General features: G+C 42.1%; 21 protein-coding genes and 1 tRNA gene. 5 read left to right on the top strand and 17 right to left on the bottom strand.

Annotation, left to right across the window (positions count from 1 at the left end):
• The 4 genes from HMPREF2704_RS01800 to rpiA form a co-directional block, all read right to left on the bottom strand.
• Nucleotides 1-760: purine-nucleoside phosphorylase (locus tag HMPREF2704_RS01800; protein WP_070845490.1), on the bottom strand; the 760-nt coding region annotated here is incomplete at its 3' end.
• Nucleotides 761-772: 12 nt separating this feature from the next.
• The gene (locus HMPREF2704_RS01805) at nt 773-1,318 is read right to left on the bottom strand and encodes a DUF1697 domain-containing protein (RefSeq protein WP_070674256.1); all 546 of its coding nucleotides are present in this window, start codon (nt 1,316-1,318) and stop codon (nt 773-775) included.
• A 1-nt stretch (nt 1,319) separates the two neighbouring features.
• Nucleotides 1,320-2,531 (bottom strand): phosphopentomutase, encoded by a 1,212-nt coding sequence (locus tag HMPREF2704_RS01810; RefSeq protein ID WP_070674253.1) that lies wholly within the window; start codon nt 2,529-2,531, stop codon nt 1,320-1,322.
• A 248-nt stretch (nt 2,532-2,779) separates the two neighbouring features.
• The gene (gene rpiA / locus HMPREF2704_RS01815; protein ID WP_070674250.1) at nt 2,780-3,451 is read right to left on the bottom strand and encodes a ribose-5-phosphate isomerase RpiA; all 672 of its coding nucleotides are present in this window, start codon (nt 3,449-3,451) and stop codon (nt 2,780-2,782) included.
• A 162-nt stretch (nt 3,452-3,613) separates the two neighbouring features.
• Between rpiA and mnmE the strand changes: the two genes are divergently transcribed.
• Nucleotides 3,614-4,987 carry a tRNA uridine-5-carboxymethylaminomethyl(34) synthesis GTPase MnmE gene (gene mnmE / locus HMPREF2704_RS01820; RefSeq protein WP_037607860.1) on the top strand — a complete coding sequence of 458 codons (1,374 nt, stop codon included), beginning with the start codon at nt 3,614-3,616 and terminating at the stop codon, nt 4,985-4,987.
• A 44-nt stretch (nt 4,988-5,031) separates the two neighbouring features.
• Here mnmE and HMPREF2704_RS01825 read toward each other — a convergent pair whose 3' ends face one another.
• The 3 genes from HMPREF2704_RS01825 to HMPREF2704_RS01835 all read right to left on the bottom strand — a co-directional run bounded on the left by HMPREF2704_RS01825 (nt 5,032) and on the right by HMPREF2704_RS01835 (nt 7,631).
• On the bottom strand, nt 5,032-5,844 hold the full coding sequence (locus HMPREF2704_RS01825) for a PrsW family glutamic-type intramembrane protease (protein ID WP_070674247.1): 813 nt from the start codon (nt 5,842-5,844) through the stop codon (nt 5,032-5,034).
• Between the two features lie 153 nt (nt 5,845-5,997).
• The gene (locus HMPREF2704_RS01830) at nt 5,998-6,489 is read right to left on the bottom strand and encodes a hypothetical protein (protein ID WP_070674238.1); all 492 of its coding nucleotides are present in this window, start codon (nt 6,487-6,489) and stop codon (nt 5,998-6,000) included.
• 173 nt (nt 6,490-6,662) lie between these two features.
• Nucleotides 6,663-7,631, bottom strand: coding sequence for a DUF6287 domain-containing protein (locus tag HMPREF2704_RS01835; RefSeq protein ID WP_070845491.1), 969 nt, complete (start codon nt 7,629-7,631; stop codon nt 6,663-6,665).
• 156 nt (nt 7,632-7,787) lie between these two features.
• On the opposite strand from HMPREF2704_RS01835, the gene HMPREF2704_RS01840 reads away from it, so the two are divergent.
• On the top strand, nt 7,788-8,330 hold the full coding sequence (locus HMPREF2704_RS01840; RefSeq protein WP_049474866.1) for a hypothetical protein: 543 nt from the start codon (nt 7,788-7,790) through the stop codon (nt 8,328-8,330).
• Between the two features lie 110 nt (nt 8,331-8,440).
• On the opposite strand, the gene HMPREF2704_RS01845 is transcribed toward HMPREF2704_RS01840, so the two are convergent.
• The 9 genes from HMPREF2704_RS01845 to HMPREF2704_RS01885 form a co-directional block, all read right to left on the bottom strand.
• Nucleotides 8,441-8,512, bottom strand: a tRNA-Arg gene (locus tag HMPREF2704_RS01845).
• A gap of 43 nt (nt 8,513-8,555) precedes the next feature.
• Complete coding sequence (rplS, locus tag HMPREF2704_RS01850) at nt 8,556-8,903, bottom strand: 50S ribosomal protein L19 (protein WP_003003254.1); 348 nt, start codon at nt 8,901-8,903, stop codon at nt 8,556-8,558.
• 123 nt (nt 8,904-9,026) lie between these two features.
• Nucleotides 9,027-10,190, bottom strand: coding sequence for a chloride channel protein (locus tag HMPREF2704_RS01855; RefSeq protein WP_176745626.1), 1,164 nt, complete (start codon nt 10,188-10,190; stop codon nt 9,027-9,029).
• A 46-nt stretch (nt 10,191-10,236) separates the two neighbouring features.
• Nucleotides 10,237-10,509 carry a chorismate mutase gene (locus HMPREF2704_RS01860; protein WP_049523030.1) on the bottom strand — a complete coding sequence of 91 codons (273 nt, stop codon included), beginning with the start codon at nt 10,507-10,509 and terminating at the stop codon, nt 10,237-10,239.
• A gap of 63 nt (nt 10,510-10,572) precedes the next feature.
• A complete protein-coding gene (locus HMPREF2704_RS01865; RefSeq protein WP_003007049.1) occupies nt 10,573-11,016 on the bottom strand; it encodes a flavodoxin in 444 nt (147 codons plus the stop codon).
• 116 nt (nt 11,017-11,132) lie between these two features.
• Nucleotides 11,133-11,822: a hypothetical protein gene (locus HMPREF2704_RS11380; protein ID WP_256318005.1), complete on the bottom strand. Its 690-nt coding sequence runs from the start codon at nt 11,820-11,822 to the stop codon at nt 11,133-11,135.
• Nucleotides 11,823-11,919: 97 nt separating this feature from the next.
• Nucleotides 11,920-12,603, bottom strand: coding sequence for a hypothetical protein (locus tag HMPREF2704_RS11465; RefSeq protein WP_256318006.1), 684 nt, complete (start codon nt 12,601-12,603; stop codon nt 11,920-11,922).
• A gap of 97 nt (nt 12,604-12,700) precedes the next feature.
• Nucleotides 12,701-13,234, bottom strand: a complete 534-nt coding sequence (locus tag HMPREF2704_RS01880) for a cobalamin biosynthesis protein CobN (RefSeq protein ID WP_229099230.1) — start codon at nt 13,232-13,234, stop codon at nt 12,701-12,703.
• A 34-nt stretch (nt 13,235-13,268) separates the two neighbouring features.
• Nucleotides 13,269-14,033 carry a DUF3114 domain-containing protein gene (locus HMPREF2704_RS01885; protein ID WP_083324073.1) on the bottom strand — a complete coding sequence of 255 codons (765 nt, stop codon included), beginning with the start codon at nt 14,031-14,033 and terminating at the stop codon, nt 13,269-13,271.
• Nucleotides 14,034-14,163: 130 nt separating this feature from the next.
• Here HMPREF2704_RS01885 and HMPREF2704_RS01890 point away from each other — a divergent pair, with 130 nt between their 5' ends.
• The 3 genes from HMPREF2704_RS01890 to HMPREF2704_RS01900 all read left to right on the top strand — a co-directional run bounded on the left by HMPREF2704_RS01890 (nt 14,164) and on the right by HMPREF2704_RS01900 (nt 16,193).
• Complete coding sequence (locus tag HMPREF2704_RS01890) at nt 14,164-15,108, top strand: DHH family phosphoesterase (protein ID WP_070845493.1); 945 nt, start codon at nt 14,164-14,166, stop codon at nt 15,106-15,108.
• A gap of 96 nt (nt 15,109-15,204) precedes the next feature.
• Nucleotides 15,205-15,789 (top strand): DUF5336 domain-containing protein, encoded by a 585-nt coding sequence (locus HMPREF2704_RS01895; RefSeq protein ID WP_070845494.1) that lies wholly within the window; start codon nt 15,205-15,207, stop codon nt 15,787-15,789.
• 161 nt (nt 15,790-15,950) lie between these two features.
• Nucleotides 15,951-16,193, top strand: coding sequence for a type B 50S ribosomal protein L31 (locus HMPREF2704_RS01900; RefSeq protein ID WP_003016441.1), 243 nt, complete (start codon nt 15,951-15,953; stop codon nt 16,191-16,193).
• A gap of 114 nt (nt 16,194-16,307) precedes the next feature.
• Here the strand turns inward: HMPREF2704_RS01900 and HMPREF2704_RS01905 are convergent, their stop codons facing one another.
• Entirely contained in the window at nt 16,308-17,072 is a 765-nt protein-coding gene (locus HMPREF2704_RS01905) for a (S)-acetoin forming diacetyl reductase (RefSeq protein ID WP_049472783.1), read from the bottom strand.
• Nucleotides 17,073-17,420 lie beyond the last annotated feature (348 nt).

Genomic DNA, 17,420 nt, shown 5'->3' on the forward strand with positions numbered 1-17,420 from the left:
CGCGCTCTGTCACTTCTACCACTTCTTCGTGGTTGAGCTCTTCTTGGAAACCAGCCGCAAAGTTGGTAATACATGAAATACCAAGAACCTTCAAACCAGAGTGTGCTGCAATGATGACTTCCGGAACGGTTGACATTCCGACAGCATCTGCGCCAAGTGTCTTAAACGCACGGATTTCAGCTGGAGTTTCGTAGGTAGGACCAGTCACACCGATATAAACCCCATCATCCAATTTGATACCCAATTTGTCAGCTACTTTATGAGCTGTCTCACGGTATTCAGGTGTGTAAGCTTTAGACATATCTGGGAAACGTGGACCAAAGTCATCCAAGTTTTCACCGATCAATGGGTTTTGACCAGTCATATTGATGTGGTCTGTGATAGCCATCAAAGTACCTGGTCCATATCCGATACCACCAGCAGCGTTGGTAACAAGAACCCCTTCACATCCCAAAACTTTCATGACACGAACTGGGAAAGTTACCACTTCAAGTGGGTTTCCTTCGTAGAAGTGGAAACGTCCTTGAAGGGCCAAAACCTTACGTCCAGCAAGCTCACCGTAGACCAATTTACCAGCATGGCCGACAACCGTTGAACGACCCCAGTTTGGAATTTCAGAGTAGTCTACTACGACTGGATTTTCGATTTCTTCAGCCAATTCTCCAAGACCTGATCCAAGGATCAAGCCAAACTCAGGTGCTTCCATTCCTTTGCCTTTCAAAAAAGCAGCTGTTTCATTGATTTTTGCTAATAATGTCATTGCATATCTCCTTTATGATTTCCTTAAAAATTGGCCAATTTTGTCAAATGTATTGGCATTGCGAATGGTCAACAGGCGGTAATCCGGCATCTTGAGGACTTGTCTGTGGTAAGCGGTCTTTGTGTAGGTCTCTTCTGAGTATTTGCCCCAGTAAATCCCTAGATTCCCACGATGGATGATTTCATCACCGAGCGAAAAAGAGGAGACCAGCTCCCAGATAGCATCCTGATTGAGGCCTTCTGTGTAAAAGAGAACATCCTTGCGGGCCAGATCCTCCTGCCACCAGGCTGGTAAAGCAGCGAGATCTTGCGCATAGTCCTCAGCTGAAAAGAGAGAAAAAGACTGGATAAAGGGATAGTGATCACAAAAGAAATGTCCCAGCAAATCCACCAATTCTTCTTTAGAACCAGCAGATTCAAAGAAGATATTGCCACTATTGATGTAGGTCTCTACCCCATCCAGCTCGATCGTTTGGAGCTCCTCTCGAAGCTCTGCCATCACGACCTTGTTTTTCCCGCCAACATTGATCCCTCTTACGAGGAGAGCGAAGCGTGTCATCTTAGTTCAATTTGTCTAAGAAGCTTTCACCGATCATGGCTTTTTCAACACCAAAGTTCTCTGCAATTGTCGCAGAGATATCAGAGAAATGTCCAACTGGAATCACACCATTGCCCTTGAAGGATGGGCTATAAGCCAAGAATGGAATGTATTCACGCGTATGGTCTGTACCAGCGTAAGTTGGGTCATTTCCGTGGTCTGCCGTGATCATCAAGAGGTCATCTTCACGCATCGCAGCGATGATTTCTGGCAAGCGTTCGTCAAACTCATGCAAGCAATCGCGGTAACCATGAGCATTGCGACGGTGACCATAAAGAGCATCAAAGTCTACCAAGTTGGTAAATGAGAACCCTTCTTGGAACTCAGGAAGTCCCATCGTCTTAATCAAGGTATCTATACCGTGGCTATTTGATTTGTTGTGGCCCATATCGTGGTTGATACCAGCACCATTGAAAATATCGTTGATCTTACCAACTGCATAGGTATCGATCCCAGCTTCGTTCAACTTGTCCAAAACAGTTGGCGCAAATGGTGAAACAGCCAAGTCACGACGGTTGGCTGTCCGTGTGAAGTTGCCTGGTTCCCCAACATAAGGACGCGCAATGATCCGACCAAGAAGAGCTGGACGTTCCAAAGTGATGGAACGAGCGTATTCACAGATACGGTAGAGTTCATCCAAAGGAATGATGTCTTCGTGAGCAGCGATTTGAAGGACAGGATCTGCTGATGTATAAATGATCAATTCACCAGTTTCCATTTGACGTGGTCCAAAGTCATCGATGACCGCTGTACCAGAATAAGGTTTGTTAGCTTCACGGATGACCTTACGTCCTGAGAATTCTTCAATCTTTGTAATAATTTCTTCAGGGAAACCATTCCAGAAGGTATCAAAAGGTTCTGTAATGTTGAGCCCCATGATTTCCCAGTGACCAGTCATGGTGTCTTTCCCAAGAGAGACTTCTTGCAATTTTGTCGCATACCCAGTTGGGTTGCTTTCAGCTGGCACAGTCTTCAATGGCACTTCACGAGGAATATTTCCAAGACCGATTTTCGCCATGTTTGGTACATTCAAGCCGACGGTTTTAGAGATGTGTCCCAAAGTATCAGATGCTCCATCTGGAACTCCTGCATTGACAAAGTTATTGGCATCTGGTGCAGCACCGATCCCAACTGAATCCAGCACAACTAAGTGCATGCGTTTAAATTTTGACATATACTGCCTCTTTCCTTTATTAAACTAGCTATATTATACCATATCCCTATAAGAAGAGAGCCGTTGTTTGATCCGAGGCTGGGACAAAAGTCCTAGCCTCTCAATTATTTTTGGATTGTCGAGCAAGACGCAGTGGTTGAGTGGGCTCTACTACGCTGATTTCATCAGCTTTTACAGTCCTACTCAACTGTGCAGAGGTGGGACGACGAAATCGAATTCTAACGAATAACCGATTTCTGTCCCACTCTCTATTTTTCAATGATGACAGGGCCATCTGGTGTCCCTACAATCACTTTTGAAATCATATTCAAGAACAAACCATGCTCTACAACGCCTACGGTGTGATCTAGTTCATTAGCCAAAGCTTCCGTATCCTTAATCACCTTGAGATCCAAGTCAATGATAAAGTTGCCTTGGTCAGTGACAAAGCGTTGATCTTCCGCAAGACGGAAGGCAGGATGGTAGCCTTTTTGCTCAAAATGACGGAAGAGATTTTCAGCCCCGTATTGCACTACTTCCACTGGAAGTTTGAAAGCCCCAAGGGTTGCGACTTGTTTGGATTCATCCACAATCCAAATGCAGTCTTTTGAATTGGTTGCGACGATCTTTTCCATGAGGAGAGCCCCACCGCCACCTTTGATCCCGTTTAATTGAGGATCCACTTCATCTGCGCCATCTACTGTCACATCGACCACTTCGACATCGTCGATGGCCTTGAGCGGGATGCCTAAACTTTCAGCCTGATCATAGGTCACACTCGACGTTGTGACAGCTGTGATCTGCAAGCCTTCTTCTTTGATGCGACGACCCAATTCAGCCACAAAATAATAAGCAGTTGACCCTGTACCGAGACCGACAATCATGCCGTCTTTGACAAACTCAGCCGCCTTAATTCCTACCTGTTCTTTTAGGTTTACCATCATAGACCTCCTTTTATATTCTCTTACAGTATAGCATATTCTGTAAGAGATTTCACTAATTAATTGAAAACCTTTCCAACTTTTAGTTCTAAAAGCAAAACCTTGCCCGTCTGCTTACTTTACGATAGAATAGAGATGAATCTACAGGAAAAGAGAATTGACATGATTACTAAAGAATTTGATACCATCGCTGCCATCTCGACTCCTCTCGGTGAGGGGGCGATCGGGATTGTCCGCTTGAGCGGGACAGACAGCTTTGCCATTGCGCAAAAGATCTTCAAAGGGAAAGATTTAAGCAAGGTGGCTAGTCACACGCTCAACTACGGTCATATCGTGGATCCAGATAAGGACGAGATTCTCGACGAAGTCATGGTGGGGGCTATGCGCTCGCCGAAGACCTTCACCCGCGAGGACATTATCGAGATCAATACCCACGGCGGGATTGCAGTGACCAATGAAATCCTGCAATTGGTGATCCGTGAAGGCGCTCGTCTGGCAGAACCTGGGGAATTTACCAAGCGGGCCTTTCTGAACGGTCGGGTCGATTTAACCCAAGCTGAAGCTGTCATGGACATTATCCGCGCCAAGACCGACAAGGCTATGAATATTGCAGTCAAACAGTTGGACGGTTCCTTGTCTGACCTCATCAACAACACGCGCCAAGAGATCCTCAATACTCTGGCCCAGGTCGAAGTCAATATCGACTATCCTGAGTACGATGATGTCGAAGAAGCAACCACTGAGATCATCCGTGAAAAGACCAGTGAGTTTGAAGCTCTTTTGACCAACCTCCTCAAGACTGCCCGTCGTGGCAAGATCTTGCGTGAAGGGATCTCTACTGCTATCATCGGTCGTCCAAACGTCGGCAAGTCCAGCCTCCTCAATAATCTCCTTCGCGAAGAAAAAGCTATCGTGACCGATATCGAAGGAACCACACGTGACGTTATCGAGGAATACGTCAACATCAACGGCGTTCCCCTCAAACTAGTCGATACGGCTGGTATCCGGGAAACCGAAGACATCGTTGAGCAAATCGGTGTCGAACGGTCGAAAAAAGCCCTCAAGGAAGCTGATTTGGTTCTTCTGGTTCTCAATGCTAGTGAACCCCTGACCGATCAAGATCGCCAACTCCTTGAAATCTCTCAAGACAGCAACCGCATCATTCTCCTCAACAAGGTTGACCTCCCAGAGAAGATCGAAATCGACCAACTGCCGGAAGATCATATCAAGATTTCCGTTCTGAAAAATCAAAACATCGATCAAATCGAAGACCGGATCAACGCCCTCTTCTTCGAAAATGCTGGGCTGGTTGAGCAAGATGCGACGTATCTTTCTAATGCCCGTCACATCTCCCTCATCGAGAAAGCTGTTGAAAGTTTGCAAGCGGTCAACGAAGGCTTGGCTCTCGGTATGCCGGTCGACCTGCTCCAAGTCGACCTCACCCGCACCTGGGAAATCCTCGGAGAAATCACAGGGGATGCTGCTCCAGATGAGCTCATTACCCAACTCTTCAGCCAGTTCTGTCTTGGTAAATAACAAAAATGCGTATGTGTGCAAACATACGCATTCTTTTTTTGTTTTTATTTTCCTTGTTCTAATCGCTCGACGGTTTGATAAGCTTGGTAGATCAAGAAGAGCCCAGTAGCATTCAAGACTGGAATCGCAATCGGCAACTCGGTCACAATTTGTGAGAAGGGTGAATTGCCAACAAAATGGAGTCCAAACCCAGCTACTAAGTATCCCCAGCCTGCTAGACGTAGATCCTTGCGTCCTCTGCTTGCTTGGACAATTAGGAAGAGCCCCAGCATCACAAGTCCTGTGTAGACCCAGTGAGACATGGGCGCATTGGCCACACGACCGAGAATCCCTGACACCGTGTAAGAGAAACCTTCCGGCAGATCCTGACGGATATAGGCAAAATCCTCCACGATCTGGAAACCAAGACCTGAGGCAATCGCCAAGAGGAAGATCGACTTGATGCGACGGACACTGAACAAATAGAGGACAAAGAAGATTGGAATCAACTTAAAGGGTTCCTCAAAGAGTGGCGCAGCGATGGCACTCTCGTACTGGTTCCAAAAGTCGCTATTTGGAGCGATCGCTTGAATCATGTCATGGAAATAGGTATTGGCAAAGCTAGACAACCAACCGGCAACAAAGCCTCCACCTAGTAGAGAAAAGAGCACCGGTACCCATGACAACTTCCACTTCTTAGCAAAATGAAAGAGAGCCCAAACAGCAGGAAGTGCATAAACCAAAAGGATCAGGGTAGAAAGTCCCACAATCCCGTACTGACTACCAGACATCCAGCCTTCTGTCAGTGACTGGGTCTCATAGGCTAGGCCGATCGCTAGCAAGAGTAAATAGAGAAACAAAATCGATTTGCGTTTCATAAAAGACCTTTCTAAAGTGAAATGAAAAAGGCTGGAAGCCCAGTCTTTTCCGAGTACTATCATTGTAACAGGATCAGCTTAAAAAAACAATAAATGTGGATTCGTGAGAAGAATGTAAAACGTAGATGGCGACAAATGGTTGACTAAATTTAGTTACTTAATCACCAACGCTCCATTTTCCTCCGTTGCCAAGAGCTTCTCGTCTTTATCATATATTTTAAGTTTTATACTGCTCGGTTTGTTTTGAGTTGCATTGTATTGCTTTACTATCTCTTCTTTTAAATCAAAAAGCGTCTTACAATAATCTTTTGGATTTATATTTGCTAAAGATAGCATATTTTCTGATGCAGATAAGACAAGGACCAGATATTCTTCATTATAATACACTTTCCCCATCTCAATTTCGCCATTGATTTGATTTTGAAGCATATAAGCAAATACTACATTAGGTTTTTCATTTCCAACCAATGAGGTAGGGGCTTGATTCATTCCTTTGACCACTGATTCTTTACTTTCCTTTGTAGAATCTTTTACACTCTGTTCAGTAGACTGCTCTTTTTTGTCTTCATTCTTCACTTCTTTTTGCGCGCACGATGACAGAAATAGCGAGAGAATGGTCATTGTTGCAAACATAGTTTTTTTCATAGATTGCCTCCTTTTAATTTTTAACAAGTCGAAAATGACCTGTAATTGACCAAAATTAGATAAAGCTTCCAGTAAAAGACATTCCAAAATTTTAATTTTATAATCTTATAAGTACTTAGATATTTAACAGTTTAAAAATTATCATTTAATATTATTCTACCATACTCTCTCTCTTACTTCAGTACGGCAAGAATCTGACGAATCATATCTGGATCCCCATCTGGCAAAGTCACCGTCTCTGCATGATCCAAGATTCCTTGGGTAAATTGCGTCATAAACTCTTCACTATTGAGTTCATCTGCAGACTGTTGCCAGTGACTTGGTACAGGGTAGATCGTCACCGTCCCATCACCATTGGATGCATAGGTGATATTTCCTTCAGCTGAATATGAACCAAATAGATGACGCACATCTTTTGGATAATCAACGCCTAAGCCACCATTATAAATCTTTGTTCCAGCTGCACTATTTGAAATATTTAACTCTGATGGCACGTTCTTGATCACATAAGCCCAGACACGAGCAGCTTCAACTTGAGCAGCGGTGTAGCCTGGATAATCATTCTGATCTGCCTTCTTCGAAGACTTGACCTCGCTATCCGATCGAGTATTCCACTTCTTGGCCTTACTCGTCTTATACGTACTACTGCTATCATCTGTATCTACTTGCTCCCGATCTTTCGGCTGCTCTTTCTTGCGATAGTAGAAATTGTCATCATCGCCATAAGCTGGTGACTGACCAGCCCAGATCCGATCCTTGGACTTATCCGAAGCATCGTCTTTGCCCGCTTTCTGACCTTTTGGAAGGAGCAAGAGACCGTAGCCTCCAACACCCGACTTGGCACTGACCGTCATCTCAGCGATCTGATCCTTCTGCTTAAAGCTCGATGCATCAAGCTCAGCATCCTCGCTGACCAAGCCCTTGTCATCAAAGACCAGCTCATTGCCACGCCCATCGATCCAAGTCCCCTTGATACTCGAGTAGTCCTTAGCCTTGATGGCTTTCAAGTCCATACCAGACTGTTTCTTTTCTGAAGTGCTGGTCTGCTTGGTATCCGAACTCTTAGGCGTCACCATCCTCTGAGGACGACCACACGAAGCCAAGACCAAAGCAGAAAGCAAAATTACCAAACCTTTTTTCATATTAATCTCCCTTCACACACCTACTATTTTAGAAAAATAAGTAAGGAGAGTCAAAGAAAAAGTGGAGAGAGATTGTGGTCTTACCTAAAATATGTTAAAATTACTACATAGGAATTATTTAATAAAGTTCCCTTTATGAGGATAAAGGAGTTTAATATGAAAAAACTATTACTTTCAAGTGCAGTGCTACTATCTACTGTTTTCGTCACTGCTTGTTCTCAGAACCAAGCAAGCACTGATGCCGAAGATGATGAGGTTGAAATGACAACTAGTTCAACCTCAAATGAAGAGAGTTCTACCTCGACTTCTACTTCTTCAACACAAACTAGCACTTCAACACAAACTGCTACATCATCTGAACCTTTTAATCCAGCAGATTATACTACAGTAGATTTTGCTGTATGGAATCACGATGAGATTGAAAAAGGACAAAAAATTACTTTTAGTGGGAAAGTTCTACAAAATCAAAAACAGGATGGATTCTATCTGTTACGTATAGCTATAGATAGCGATTATAATAAAGTTGTCATGGTTGGTATTCCTAGCACATTATATACAAAGGTAATTGCTGAGAATGATATTATCTCCGTGTATGGTAAAAACATTGGATTAACTGAATATGAAACAGTCCGTGGTGATACTCGTACAATCCCTCTATTACGCACCGATCATTATGAAGTTACTGCTTACGGTAATTAATTAACATATTCCTTATTCGTAATAGATTTTCATCTAGATATTCCACCTATTTTTAACTTCTTTCTTACACACAAAAAGGAACTTGCATGCACGAGTTCCTTTTTTGTTCATGTCCCCTGCCGGAATCGAACCAGCAACTACTCCTTAGGAGGGAGTTGTTATATCCATTGAACTAAGGGGACCTATAAAAAAAGAAGCGAGATCACTCCCGCCTCCTTGTTCGTCTTAACGACGGATTTCTTTAATACGAGCTGCTTTACCTTGCAATGCACGAAGGTAGTACAATTTCGCACGACGTACTTTACCGTAACGTACAACTTCAATCTTTTCTACACGAGGAGTGTGTACTGGGAATGTACGTTCAACACCGACACCGTTAGAGATTTTACGAACAGTGTACATTTCAGTGTGTCCTTGACCTTTACGAGCGATAACAACGCCTTCAAAGATCTGGATACGTTCACGAGATCCTTCGACAACTTTCGCGTGTACACGAACAGTATCACCAGGACGGAATGCAGGGATATCAGTACGAAGTTGACCTTCAGTCAAGCTTTGGATTAATGGATTCATTTTATTCTCCTATCTTCGTCAATCTTGAGGGACCTCCCTCAGCGGATAAACTGTATTTTTGTGCTTCCATTACGCACAGAAACTATCATATCAGATAATTTCAGGTTTGTAAAGCTCTTTTCTCTACTTTTTCGCAACTTTTTGGCCGGAATAAATGCTCCACTCTTTTGGCAGGCAATAGGCGATGGCGCAAGCAATGACAAAGAATGGCAGATTGGCATAGCCAAAGACTTCTCCTCCGATCAAGATCGGTGCGAGCAAGGTCGTTGTCGCACTGCCAAAGACACTGGCATAACCAATAGCGGCCACGACTAAGACTGGTAAGCCCAGCATAGGAGCGAGAAAGACTCCAAGCGTAGCTCCGATCGCAAAGAGCGGTGTCACTTCTCCCCCTTGGTATCCAGCTGAGATGGTCACCACGGTAAAGAGGAGCTTCAAGATCCAGTCATAACTATGGGCACTCCCCTGATGAAAAGCTACATCAATCAGATTGGTTCCAAGTCCACTATAAGTGCCGACCTTGGTCAGCTGGAGGGTCAAGAGGACCAAGCTGAGTCCAGCCCCTATAAGGGCTATCCGGGTATAAGGATTAGGCAAGACTTGAGCGACTGTTTTCTTCAACCATGAAAGGCTAACAGCAAAGAGTTTCCCAGCGAGGCCAAAAGCTAGGCCAAGTAGAGCGACTTTGATCAAGGTCTCTGGTGTCCAGCTCAGTGTTTCTCTTAGTGGCACAGCAAATTTCTCTAAGCCAAGGGCATGAGAGGTAAAGCTAGCCACGATTGAGGCGATAAGGGCAGGATAGAGGGCCATCAACTGCAACTCCCCAACCGTCAGGACCTCAAGAGCAAAGAAGGTTGCTGCCAGCGGCGTCTGAAAGAGCCCCGCAAAACCGGCTGCCATCCCAGTCATGAGAAAGATACGCGAAGCATCTGGGATCTTGATATGACGGGCAAAACGGTGCGAAAGGGTCGCTCCGATCTGGACCGCTACACCTTCCCGACCGACCGAACCACCAAAGAGATGGCTCATCCAGGTCGTCAGCATGATCAACGGTACCAAGACCAAGGGGATTTTCTCCTCACGCGCGTGTCCAACATCAAAGATGAGGCCCATCCCTTTTGAAGCCTTGCCACCAAAACGTTTATAAAGATAAACGATGACAAGACCCGCTATGGCTAGAAAAAGAATCAAGGGCCAATGCTGACTTCGGAAATCTCCAATCAGAAGAAGACCTTGACCAAAAATCATGTCAATGGCACCAACCAAGAGTCCAATGAAAAGAGCCATACCTGTTAGGACCACATACTGTTGTGCTTTTTGCTTGATCGATAGACTAGTCACGCACCCTCACCTCCTCTTGGTAATCTCTCGAGCGCTTCATCATATCTTGAAACTGAGCTTGAATAGTCGCACGATACTGCTCATCCGTCACGAGAGAGCCGACTTTCTCAAGCACTTCTCTCTCCCTTCCTTGATCGAGCACTGGCAAGCCCTGCTGCTCCTTATATTCTACAATCTGACCGACACAGACCATCCGTCTTTCCAGCAAGGCTACAAGCTCTTGATCGATCTGGTCAATGTCCTTACGAATCTGATCTAAATCCATGTGTCTCCTCTTTATTTTGGATATAAATCGAGGCTGTAATCCATCGATCCTGCCTCTTTGTCATTAATTTGCTTTTGCTACAAGTTCTTCTGCAAAGGCTTCTAATTTTTCAATGTCTTCGTCTTCTGCAGACAAATCAACTTTGACACACTCAGAACCTTTTTCAGCACCAGTCGCAGCGAAGCAACGGTCGAAATCATCAACTGCTTTACAGAATTCATCGTAGAAGGTATCACCTGATCCTACAACACCGTAAAGTTTGCCTTTGAGATCAAGGCCAGCCAAATCTTCGTAGAAATCTTGGATCTCATCTGGAAGCTCTCCATCGCCGTATGTATAAGTCGCTACTACTGCGATATCCGCATCAAGGAAGTCCTCCGCATCCACAGTTGTACACTCATCCACATCTACTTCGACACCAAGATCACGGAATTTGTCCGCTACGATATCAGCAATTTCTTCTGTATTTCCAGTCATACTAGCAAAAACAATCTTCGCTACAGTCATAATTTCCTCCCAAAATCTATTTCCCGTATTATACCACTTTTTCAAGCATTTTGCACGAAACCTTTCCCGATAAGGTGAAAGAAGGGGCTTGTTTCAAGAATTTGGACTGATTCTACTTAATCGCCCTTGTTCTCTTCTTGAATTGCTTTAATAGTTTTAATTTCTTCATCCAACTTCTTATCAAAATCAGACTTATTTTTGAAGGGATACGAATAGGTGCGCCAAGTGTACCATTTGAGGCCTTCTTCACCCTTATAGTACCACTCGATTTTTGTTGGTAGGAATTCTTTGTTGTATATGATACGGACCTTGGTGAATTGACGATTTTTCTTCAAATAAATCGCTTCAAATTCCGGGGGATATTCTTCTTTCATCAATTTATCATCCACAAATCTTTTCGGTGAGCTAGTAATTTGATAGTTGGATTTCTTAATTTCATCAGTAGTAATTTTCTTACTTAATAGAACTGATGATAATTCGTTATTTACTGCAGTTTTGTAATACTGTTTACGATCCCAGTCCGCTTTATAACCACCATAAACTGTATCGTCTTTCACTGCCGTTTCATCATTATAGTAATATTCTTTTTTCTCAAGGTCCACCCCAACCTCAAAATGCTCATTGGTAGAATCTCCCATTTTAATCATAACAAATTGCTTTTTCTTTAAAACATTCAATGCCGGTTGATTGTTACTACAACTACTTAGGAATACTGCAATAAGCATTACGACCAACACTACCACAATTGTTTTTGGAAATTGTAACCATCGTTTTCTTTTAATTAATTGTTTAACTTCTTTTATCATATCCATTTCATTCTATCAAAATATCCAATCCAAATGAAGTGTCTTCCTATCAATAAAGCTGGGCCTTATATAAGCTCAGCTTTATCTAAAAACTATGTTAATCTCCCTCATTTTCCTCTTGAATTTCTTTAATATTTTCGATTTCTTCATCCAGCTTTTTATCAAAATCAGACTTATTTTTGAAGGGATAAGAATAGGTGCGCCAAGTGTACCATTTTAGTCCTTCTTCACCCTTATAGTACCACTCAATTTTTGTTGGTAGAAATTCTTTGTTGTAGGTGATACGGACTTTGGAAAACTGACTATCCTTGATAGAATATCTACCTTCAAATTCAGGCGGTTGTTTTTCTTCTAATATTTTTTTATTGATGAATGAATCAGTTGAACGAGTAATTTGATAGTTGGAATCTTTTATATCTTTAATATTCATTTGGTGATTTAAAAGTGCTGAAGTGAGCTCAATATCCAAAGCTCTTTTATAATACTCCGCAGCACTATATTCCTGACTACCACCATACAATTTATTATTTTTTATTGCAGCTCCATGGTAATAAAAAAATTCTTTTTCTTTTAAATCAAAACCCGCACTGATTGATTCCTTGTTATCATCACCAGACAAGATGTGTGTCTCTATAAACCTTTGCTTCTCTATAATAGACTTTGAATTCTCTTGAATCTTACCTCTTTGAACAACTATGAAAATACTAGCTATAGTAAGCAATAAAAGAATTAACAATAGGAAAGATTTTAGACTGAATAATCTCTTTTTAATGAATTTCATATATCTCTCATTCTAGCAAAATATCCATCTAAAAGGAAGTGTCTTCCTAACAATAAAGCTGAGCCTTTACTATGCTCAGCTTTATTTCAAATCTGGTTTAATCACCCTTGTTCTCTTCTCGAATCTCTTTAATAGTTTCAATTTCTTCATCCAATTTCTTATCAAATTCAGACTTATTTTTAAATGGGTAGGAGTACGTACGCCAAGTGTACCATTTTAGCCCTCCTTCACCCTTATAATACCACTCAATTTTTGTCGGTAAGAATTCTTTGTTGTAGGTGATGCGGACTTTGGAGAATTGACTATCCTTGATAGAATATCTACCTTCAAATTCTGGCGGATATTCCTCTTTCAATAATTCTTTATTTACTAAAGAATCTGGTGAGCGTGTAATTTGATAATTATTCTTTTTGATTTCATCTGGTGAAATTTTCAGATTAACTAAAATGGATGATATTTCTCTGTTAAAAGAACGTTGGTACATTTCTTTAGTTCCATAATTTCCATAACCACCATATAATTTATTCTTCTCAATAACTGCAAAATACGAATTGTACAATTCCTTATCTTTTAAATCAAATCCTACTCCAGTACTCCACTCTTTTCCCCAGTCATTTTTATCTTGTACCAAAACAAATCTCTGTTTCTGTAAAATATCATACGCACTACTGGTGGTCTTTCGGATAGAATTGACTTTGAGTATAGTCATAATAGCCAGTATTATTATCAGCACTGCCATTAAGAGATTTCTTAAATTTATTATACTCTTCCACTTTTTCTTCTTCTGACATTCCTTTTGTATTTCGTTGCCATGCTTCATAATCTTGATTTCCTTTCCTTGCTATATCCGCAAATTTCCCCTTTTGACCTGTATCTTCATCTACTTCACCTAAATCGAGTTCATATTTAAATATTTTTTTAGCACGTGCACGAGTAGCTGGCTCTGGCGTATTCATATCAAGCTTATCATGTTTCCCTTTATAAAACTCTGTAACATCGGAATTTTGACCTGTTGAGGGACCATAGTTAAAAGACTCTGTATTGGCGATTTCTCTTAATTCTTCATTAGAATATTTTCCTGGATTGGAATCATAGCGACCATCTGCTAGTTTATGATTGTCATAGGCATCCCATTGACTCTCAAACTCGCCGGTATCTAAATTCACAATAAACTCCACCATCCGCGCATTGTTCAAATCTTTTCCTTTAGCTGAATTGCCCTGAGGGACTTGAACTTTCATATTATAGGGACGTTTGAAGCCATCTTTTGGATTAAAGCGATTATGGTAGTTAGAGCCGGTTGTGTAATCAAATTCAATATTATTTTCTTTACCATATGCTAACAGTTTTTCGTAATCATTCGCGCCATCGTAGTGACTCCGAATATAGTAAATTGCTTTGCGATCCAAATAGTAGCGGAAGAAAAACATGTTTTATTGGTTTCATTCTAACAAAATATCTATCCAATGTAAAACCGCTTCCACAGCTCCTGATTAGTGATAAATGCTTGCTGGATTGGCCTTTCTTATGTTAAAATTGACAGAGAAAATGAGGTAATGTATGAACGTAATAAATGAAATTCTTGAAAAAATTCAAGCTTATGACACGATTATTATCCACCGGCATCAGAATCCGGATCCAGATGCGATTGGTAGCCAGGTGGGCTTGCGGGATCTCCTGCGAGCCAACTTCCCTCAAAAGCGGGTTTTGGCAACTGGCTATGATGAACCGACTTTGACTTGGCTTGCTGAAATGGATGAGGTCAAGGATGAAGACTATGCTGGAGCTTTGGTGATTGTCTGTGATACGGCTAATACTCCCCGCATCGATGACAAGCGCTATACGAACGGTGATTTCCTGATCAAGATCGACCACCACCCAAATGACGATGCTTATGGCGATCTGCTCTGGGTCGATACTGAGTCTAGCTCTACCAGTGAGTTAATCGCACTTTTTGCTAAGGAATTGGATCTTGAGCTTCCAGTTAGTGCTGCGCGTCTTCTCTATGCTGGGATTGTCGGCGATACAGGTCGCTTCCTTTATCCTACTACTTCGACTCGGACCTTTGAGATCGCTGCCTATCTTCGAAGCATTCCCTTTGATTTTACAGCACTTGCTCGGCAGATGGATACGATCAACCTTAAGACAGCTAAGCTTCAAGGCTATGTCTATGACCATCTTGAGATCGATGAACATGGCGCTGCGCGTGTGACCTTGACACAAGAGCTCTTGAAGAAATTCGATCTACGTGATTCAGAGACTGCTGCAATTGTCGGAGCTCCTGGACGAATCGATACCGTGTCTGTTTGGGCTATCTTTGTCGAGCAGGCCGACGGTCACTTCCGAGTCCGGATGCGTAGCAAACGAAAAGTGATCAACGAAATTGCCAAACGACATAATGGTGGTGGCCATCCACTAGCGAGTGGAGCCAACTCCTACTCCCTCGAAGAAAACGACCAAATCTACAAAGAGCTACAAGAAGTGGCTCGCACGAACGAAGGCTGAGAACGATTTCTCAGCCTTTTTATCTTGGTCACGGGGTTTTCATTTGATCTTTCTTATGGTAAAATAAAGCTAATAAAATTTTTAAGGAGACTTTTTATGGAAAAAAATCGTTTGTTTATCATTATCTCTGCTGCGGTAGCGATTCTTAGCTCTTTCTTGCCATGGGCAAGCCTTAATGCTGGAAATTTTGGTTCATACAGCTGGAATGGCCTTCGCGGAGATGGATGGTTCGTTATTATCTTCGCAGTCGTTGCGATTGTCCTTGCTTGCTTGAACGATGTAAAATCTTCACTACCAAAAGGTTTTGCAATTGGTGTTATCGTAGCAGGAGCTCTCTCAACTATCGTAACATTGATCGATGTCTTCGGTGTTAACAAGTACGCTGTTGACTTCAATGGTTATGGCGTTTCAATTGGCTTTGGTTTGATCCTTGCTTTGATCGCATCAATCGCTATTGTTGTAACTGGTCTCTTGGCGATGTCAGGTGGTAAAATCACAAAAGGAACATTCGAAGAACTTGCTGAATCTGGTAAAGGATTTGCCCAATCTGTTGGACGCGTGACAACTTCTACTGTAAAAACTGCTGTAAATGAAATCAAAAAAGAATCACACGAACACACTGAGGGACAAGCTGATCAACCAGTTGAAGCACCAAAAGATCCAAATCAATCTGAACAATAATAAGATTAGATTCACCTTGGCTTAGCCAGGGTGATTTTTTTGATCATTAATTTAAATAAAATTAGTGAAAATACTTGTCAAGATCCTGGAAATTTGGTAAACTAGCTTAGTAACAATCTATGGCTCGGAAAGAGACCATGGCAGAAAGGAAATATTGCAAAATGAAAAAAGATATCCATCCAGAATATCGCCCTGTTGTCTTCATGGACACTACTACTGGTTACAAGTTCCTCAGCGGTTCAACTAAGTACTCTAGCGAAACAGTTGAATTCGAAGGTGAAACTTACCCATTGATCCGTGTTGAAATTTCATCAGACTCACACCCATTCTACACTGGACGTCAAAAGTTCACTCAAGCAGATGGACGTGTGGATCGTTTCAACAAAAAATACGGTCTCAAATAAGAACCAACACAGAACCACTTCCCTTTCGGGAGTGGTTTTTTTGATCTCCGTTTCTTTTATTGTGAACGCACAAAATAAGAGGTTAGGATGTTGATCCCAACCTCTTTTTTCATCTTAATGGAATTGCATCCCACCATCCACGATAATGGTTTGACCTGTGATGTAGTTTGAGTCAGGTCCAGCAAGGAAGCTGACAGCCGCTGCTACATCTTCTGGTTCAGAAAGACGTTTCAAAGTGATATCTTTAGCGAATGTTTGCATACCCCATTCGTCATCTTTACCTGCGTTCTTACCAACTTCATGGGCAATGTCAAACATCATTGGAGTCTTGACGATACCTGGTGCATACGCATTGACAGTGATGCCTGAATCCGCCAAGTCACGCGCCAAAGTCTGTGTGATACCACGAACTGCAAATTTAGTACCACCATAAACAGTCAAGTTAGGGTTACCTACAACACCTGCTTGTGAAGTTGCATTGATGATTTTTCCGCCATGGCCAAGCGCTTTGAATTGAGCTTGTGCAGCTTGAGCACCCCAAATCACGCCACCAACGTTAATAGCAAATGTACGTGTAAATTGTTCTTCTGTAATTGTATCAAGTGGTGTAGTTGGCGCAACACCTGCATTGTTTACGACAACATTCAAATCTCCAAAATGGTCAACAACCTTTTGGAAAGCTGCAGCCACTTCTTCTTTTTTAGATACATCAGCAACAACCGCAAAAGCATTTTCAGCCGATAACTCAGCAACTGCTTTTTCAGCTGTTTCAGCATTGTAGTCCAATACTCCAACCTTAAAGCCATCTTGCACCAAGCGTTTTGCGATTGCAAAACCGATTCCTTGACCAGCACCTGTGACAATAGCTACTTTAGACATATGATTCCTCCTTGGTATCAACGATACCAGCAAACGTTCCTATCAGAACAGCAAGGGTTGACAACTAGTTTTGATGGGGTCTATTATAAATTTCCGACAAAACTATGCTAACAGTATACTCCTTTGTGAAAAAAGTGTCAAACTCTGGCCTGTTATTTTTTAAAAAAAGTTTATTTATATGATATTTTTATTTAGTGATAAATGAACGAAAGCGTGAAATAGAGTAAAGCTTTTAGCCAAACAGATAACTGTTCTATTCTGTATAAGCTACATGAGGCTGGGACAAAAGTCCCAGCCTCTCAATTATTTTTGGTTTGTCGAGCAAGACGCAGTGATTGAGTGGGCTCT

Origin of the sequence: Streptococcus sp. HMSC076C09 (genome assembly GCF_001837905.1) — a bacterium.
GTDB classification, from domain to species: domain Bacteria; phylum Bacillota; class Bacilli; order Lactobacillales; family Streptococcaceae; genus Streptococcus; species Streptococcus parasanguinis_I.

What these genes read in the sequence shown, in the direction of transcription:
- HMPREF2704_RS01805 (WP_070674256.1), bottom strand. Translation starts at nt 1,318, where the DNA reads ATGACACGCTTCGCTCTCCTCGTAAGAGGGATCAATGTTGGCGGGAAA.
- HMPREF2704_RS01810 (WP_070674253.1), bottom strand. Translation starts at nt 2,531, where the DNA reads ATGTCAAAATTTAAACGCATGCACTTAGTTGTGCTGGATTCAGTTGGG.
- rpiA (WP_070674250.1), bottom strand. Translation starts at nt 3,451, where the DNA reads ATGGTAAACCTAAAAGAACAGGTAGGAATTAAGGCGGCTGAGTTTGTC.
- mnmE (WP_037607860.1), top strand. Translation starts at nt 3,614, where the DNA reads ATGATTACTAAAGAATTTGATACCATCGCTGCCATCTCGACTCCTCTC.
- HMPREF2704_RS01825 (WP_070674247.1), bottom strand. Translation starts at nt 5,844, where the DNA reads ATGAAACGCAAATCGATTTTGTTTCTCTATTTACTCTTGCTAGCGATC.
- HMPREF2704_RS01830 (WP_070674238.1), bottom strand. Translation starts at nt 6,489, where the DNA reads ATGAAAAAAACTATGTTTGCAACAATGACCATTCTCTCGCTATTTCTG.
- HMPREF2704_RS01835 (WP_070845491.1), bottom strand. Translation starts at nt 7,631, where the DNA reads ATGAAAAAAGGTTTGGTAATTTTGCTTTCTGCTTTGGTCTTGGCTTCG.
- HMPREF2704_RS01840 (WP_049474866.1), top strand. Translation starts at nt 7,788, where the DNA reads ATGAAAAAACTATTACTTTCAAGTGCAGTGCTACTATCTACTGTTTTC.
- rplS (WP_003003254.1), bottom strand. Translation starts at nt 8,903, where the DNA reads ATGAATCCATTAATCCAAAGCTTGACTGAAGGTCAACTTCGTACTGAT.
- HMPREF2704_RS01855 (WP_176745626.1), bottom strand. Translation starts at nt 10,190, where the DNA reads ATGGCTCTTTTCATTGGACTCTTGGTTGGTGCCATTGACATGATTTTT.
- HMPREF2704_RS01860 (WP_049523030.1), bottom strand. Translation starts at nt 10,509, where the DNA reads ATGGATTTAGATCAGATTCGTAAGGACATTGACCAGATCGATCAAGAG.
- HMPREF2704_RS01865 (WP_003007049.1), bottom strand. Translation starts at nt 11,016, where the DNA reads ATGACTGTAGCGAAGATTGTTTTTGCTAGTATGACTGGAAATACAGAA.
- HMPREF2704_RS11380 (WP_256318005.1), bottom strand. Translation starts at nt 11,822, where the DNA reads ATGATAAAAGAAGTTAAACAATTAATTAAAAGAAAACGATGGTTACAA.
- HMPREF2704_RS11465 (WP_256318006.1), bottom strand. Translation starts at nt 12,603, where the DNA reads ATGAAATTCATTAAAAAGAGATTATTCAGTCTAAAATCTTTCCTATTG.
- HMPREF2704_RS01885 (WP_083324073.1), bottom strand. Translation starts at nt 14,033, where the DNA reads ATGTTTTTCTTCCGCTACTATTTGGATCGCAAAGCAATTTACTATATT.
- HMPREF2704_RS01890 (WP_070845493.1), top strand. Translation starts at nt 14,164, where the DNA reads ATGAACGTAATAAATGAAATTCTTGAAAAAATTCAAGCTTATGACACG.
- HMPREF2704_RS01895 (WP_070845494.1), top strand. Translation starts at nt 15,205, where the DNA reads ATGGAAAAAAATCGTTTGTTTATCATTATCTCTGCTGCGGTAGCGATT.
- HMPREF2704_RS01900 (WP_003016441.1), top strand. Translation starts at nt 15,951, where the DNA reads ATGAAAAAAGATATCCATCCAGAATATCGCCCTGTTGTCTTCATGGAC.
- HMPREF2704_RS01905 (WP_049472783.1), bottom strand. Translation starts at nt 17,072, where the DNA reads ATGTCTAAAGTAGCTATTGTCACAGGTGCTGGTCAAGGAATCGGTTTT.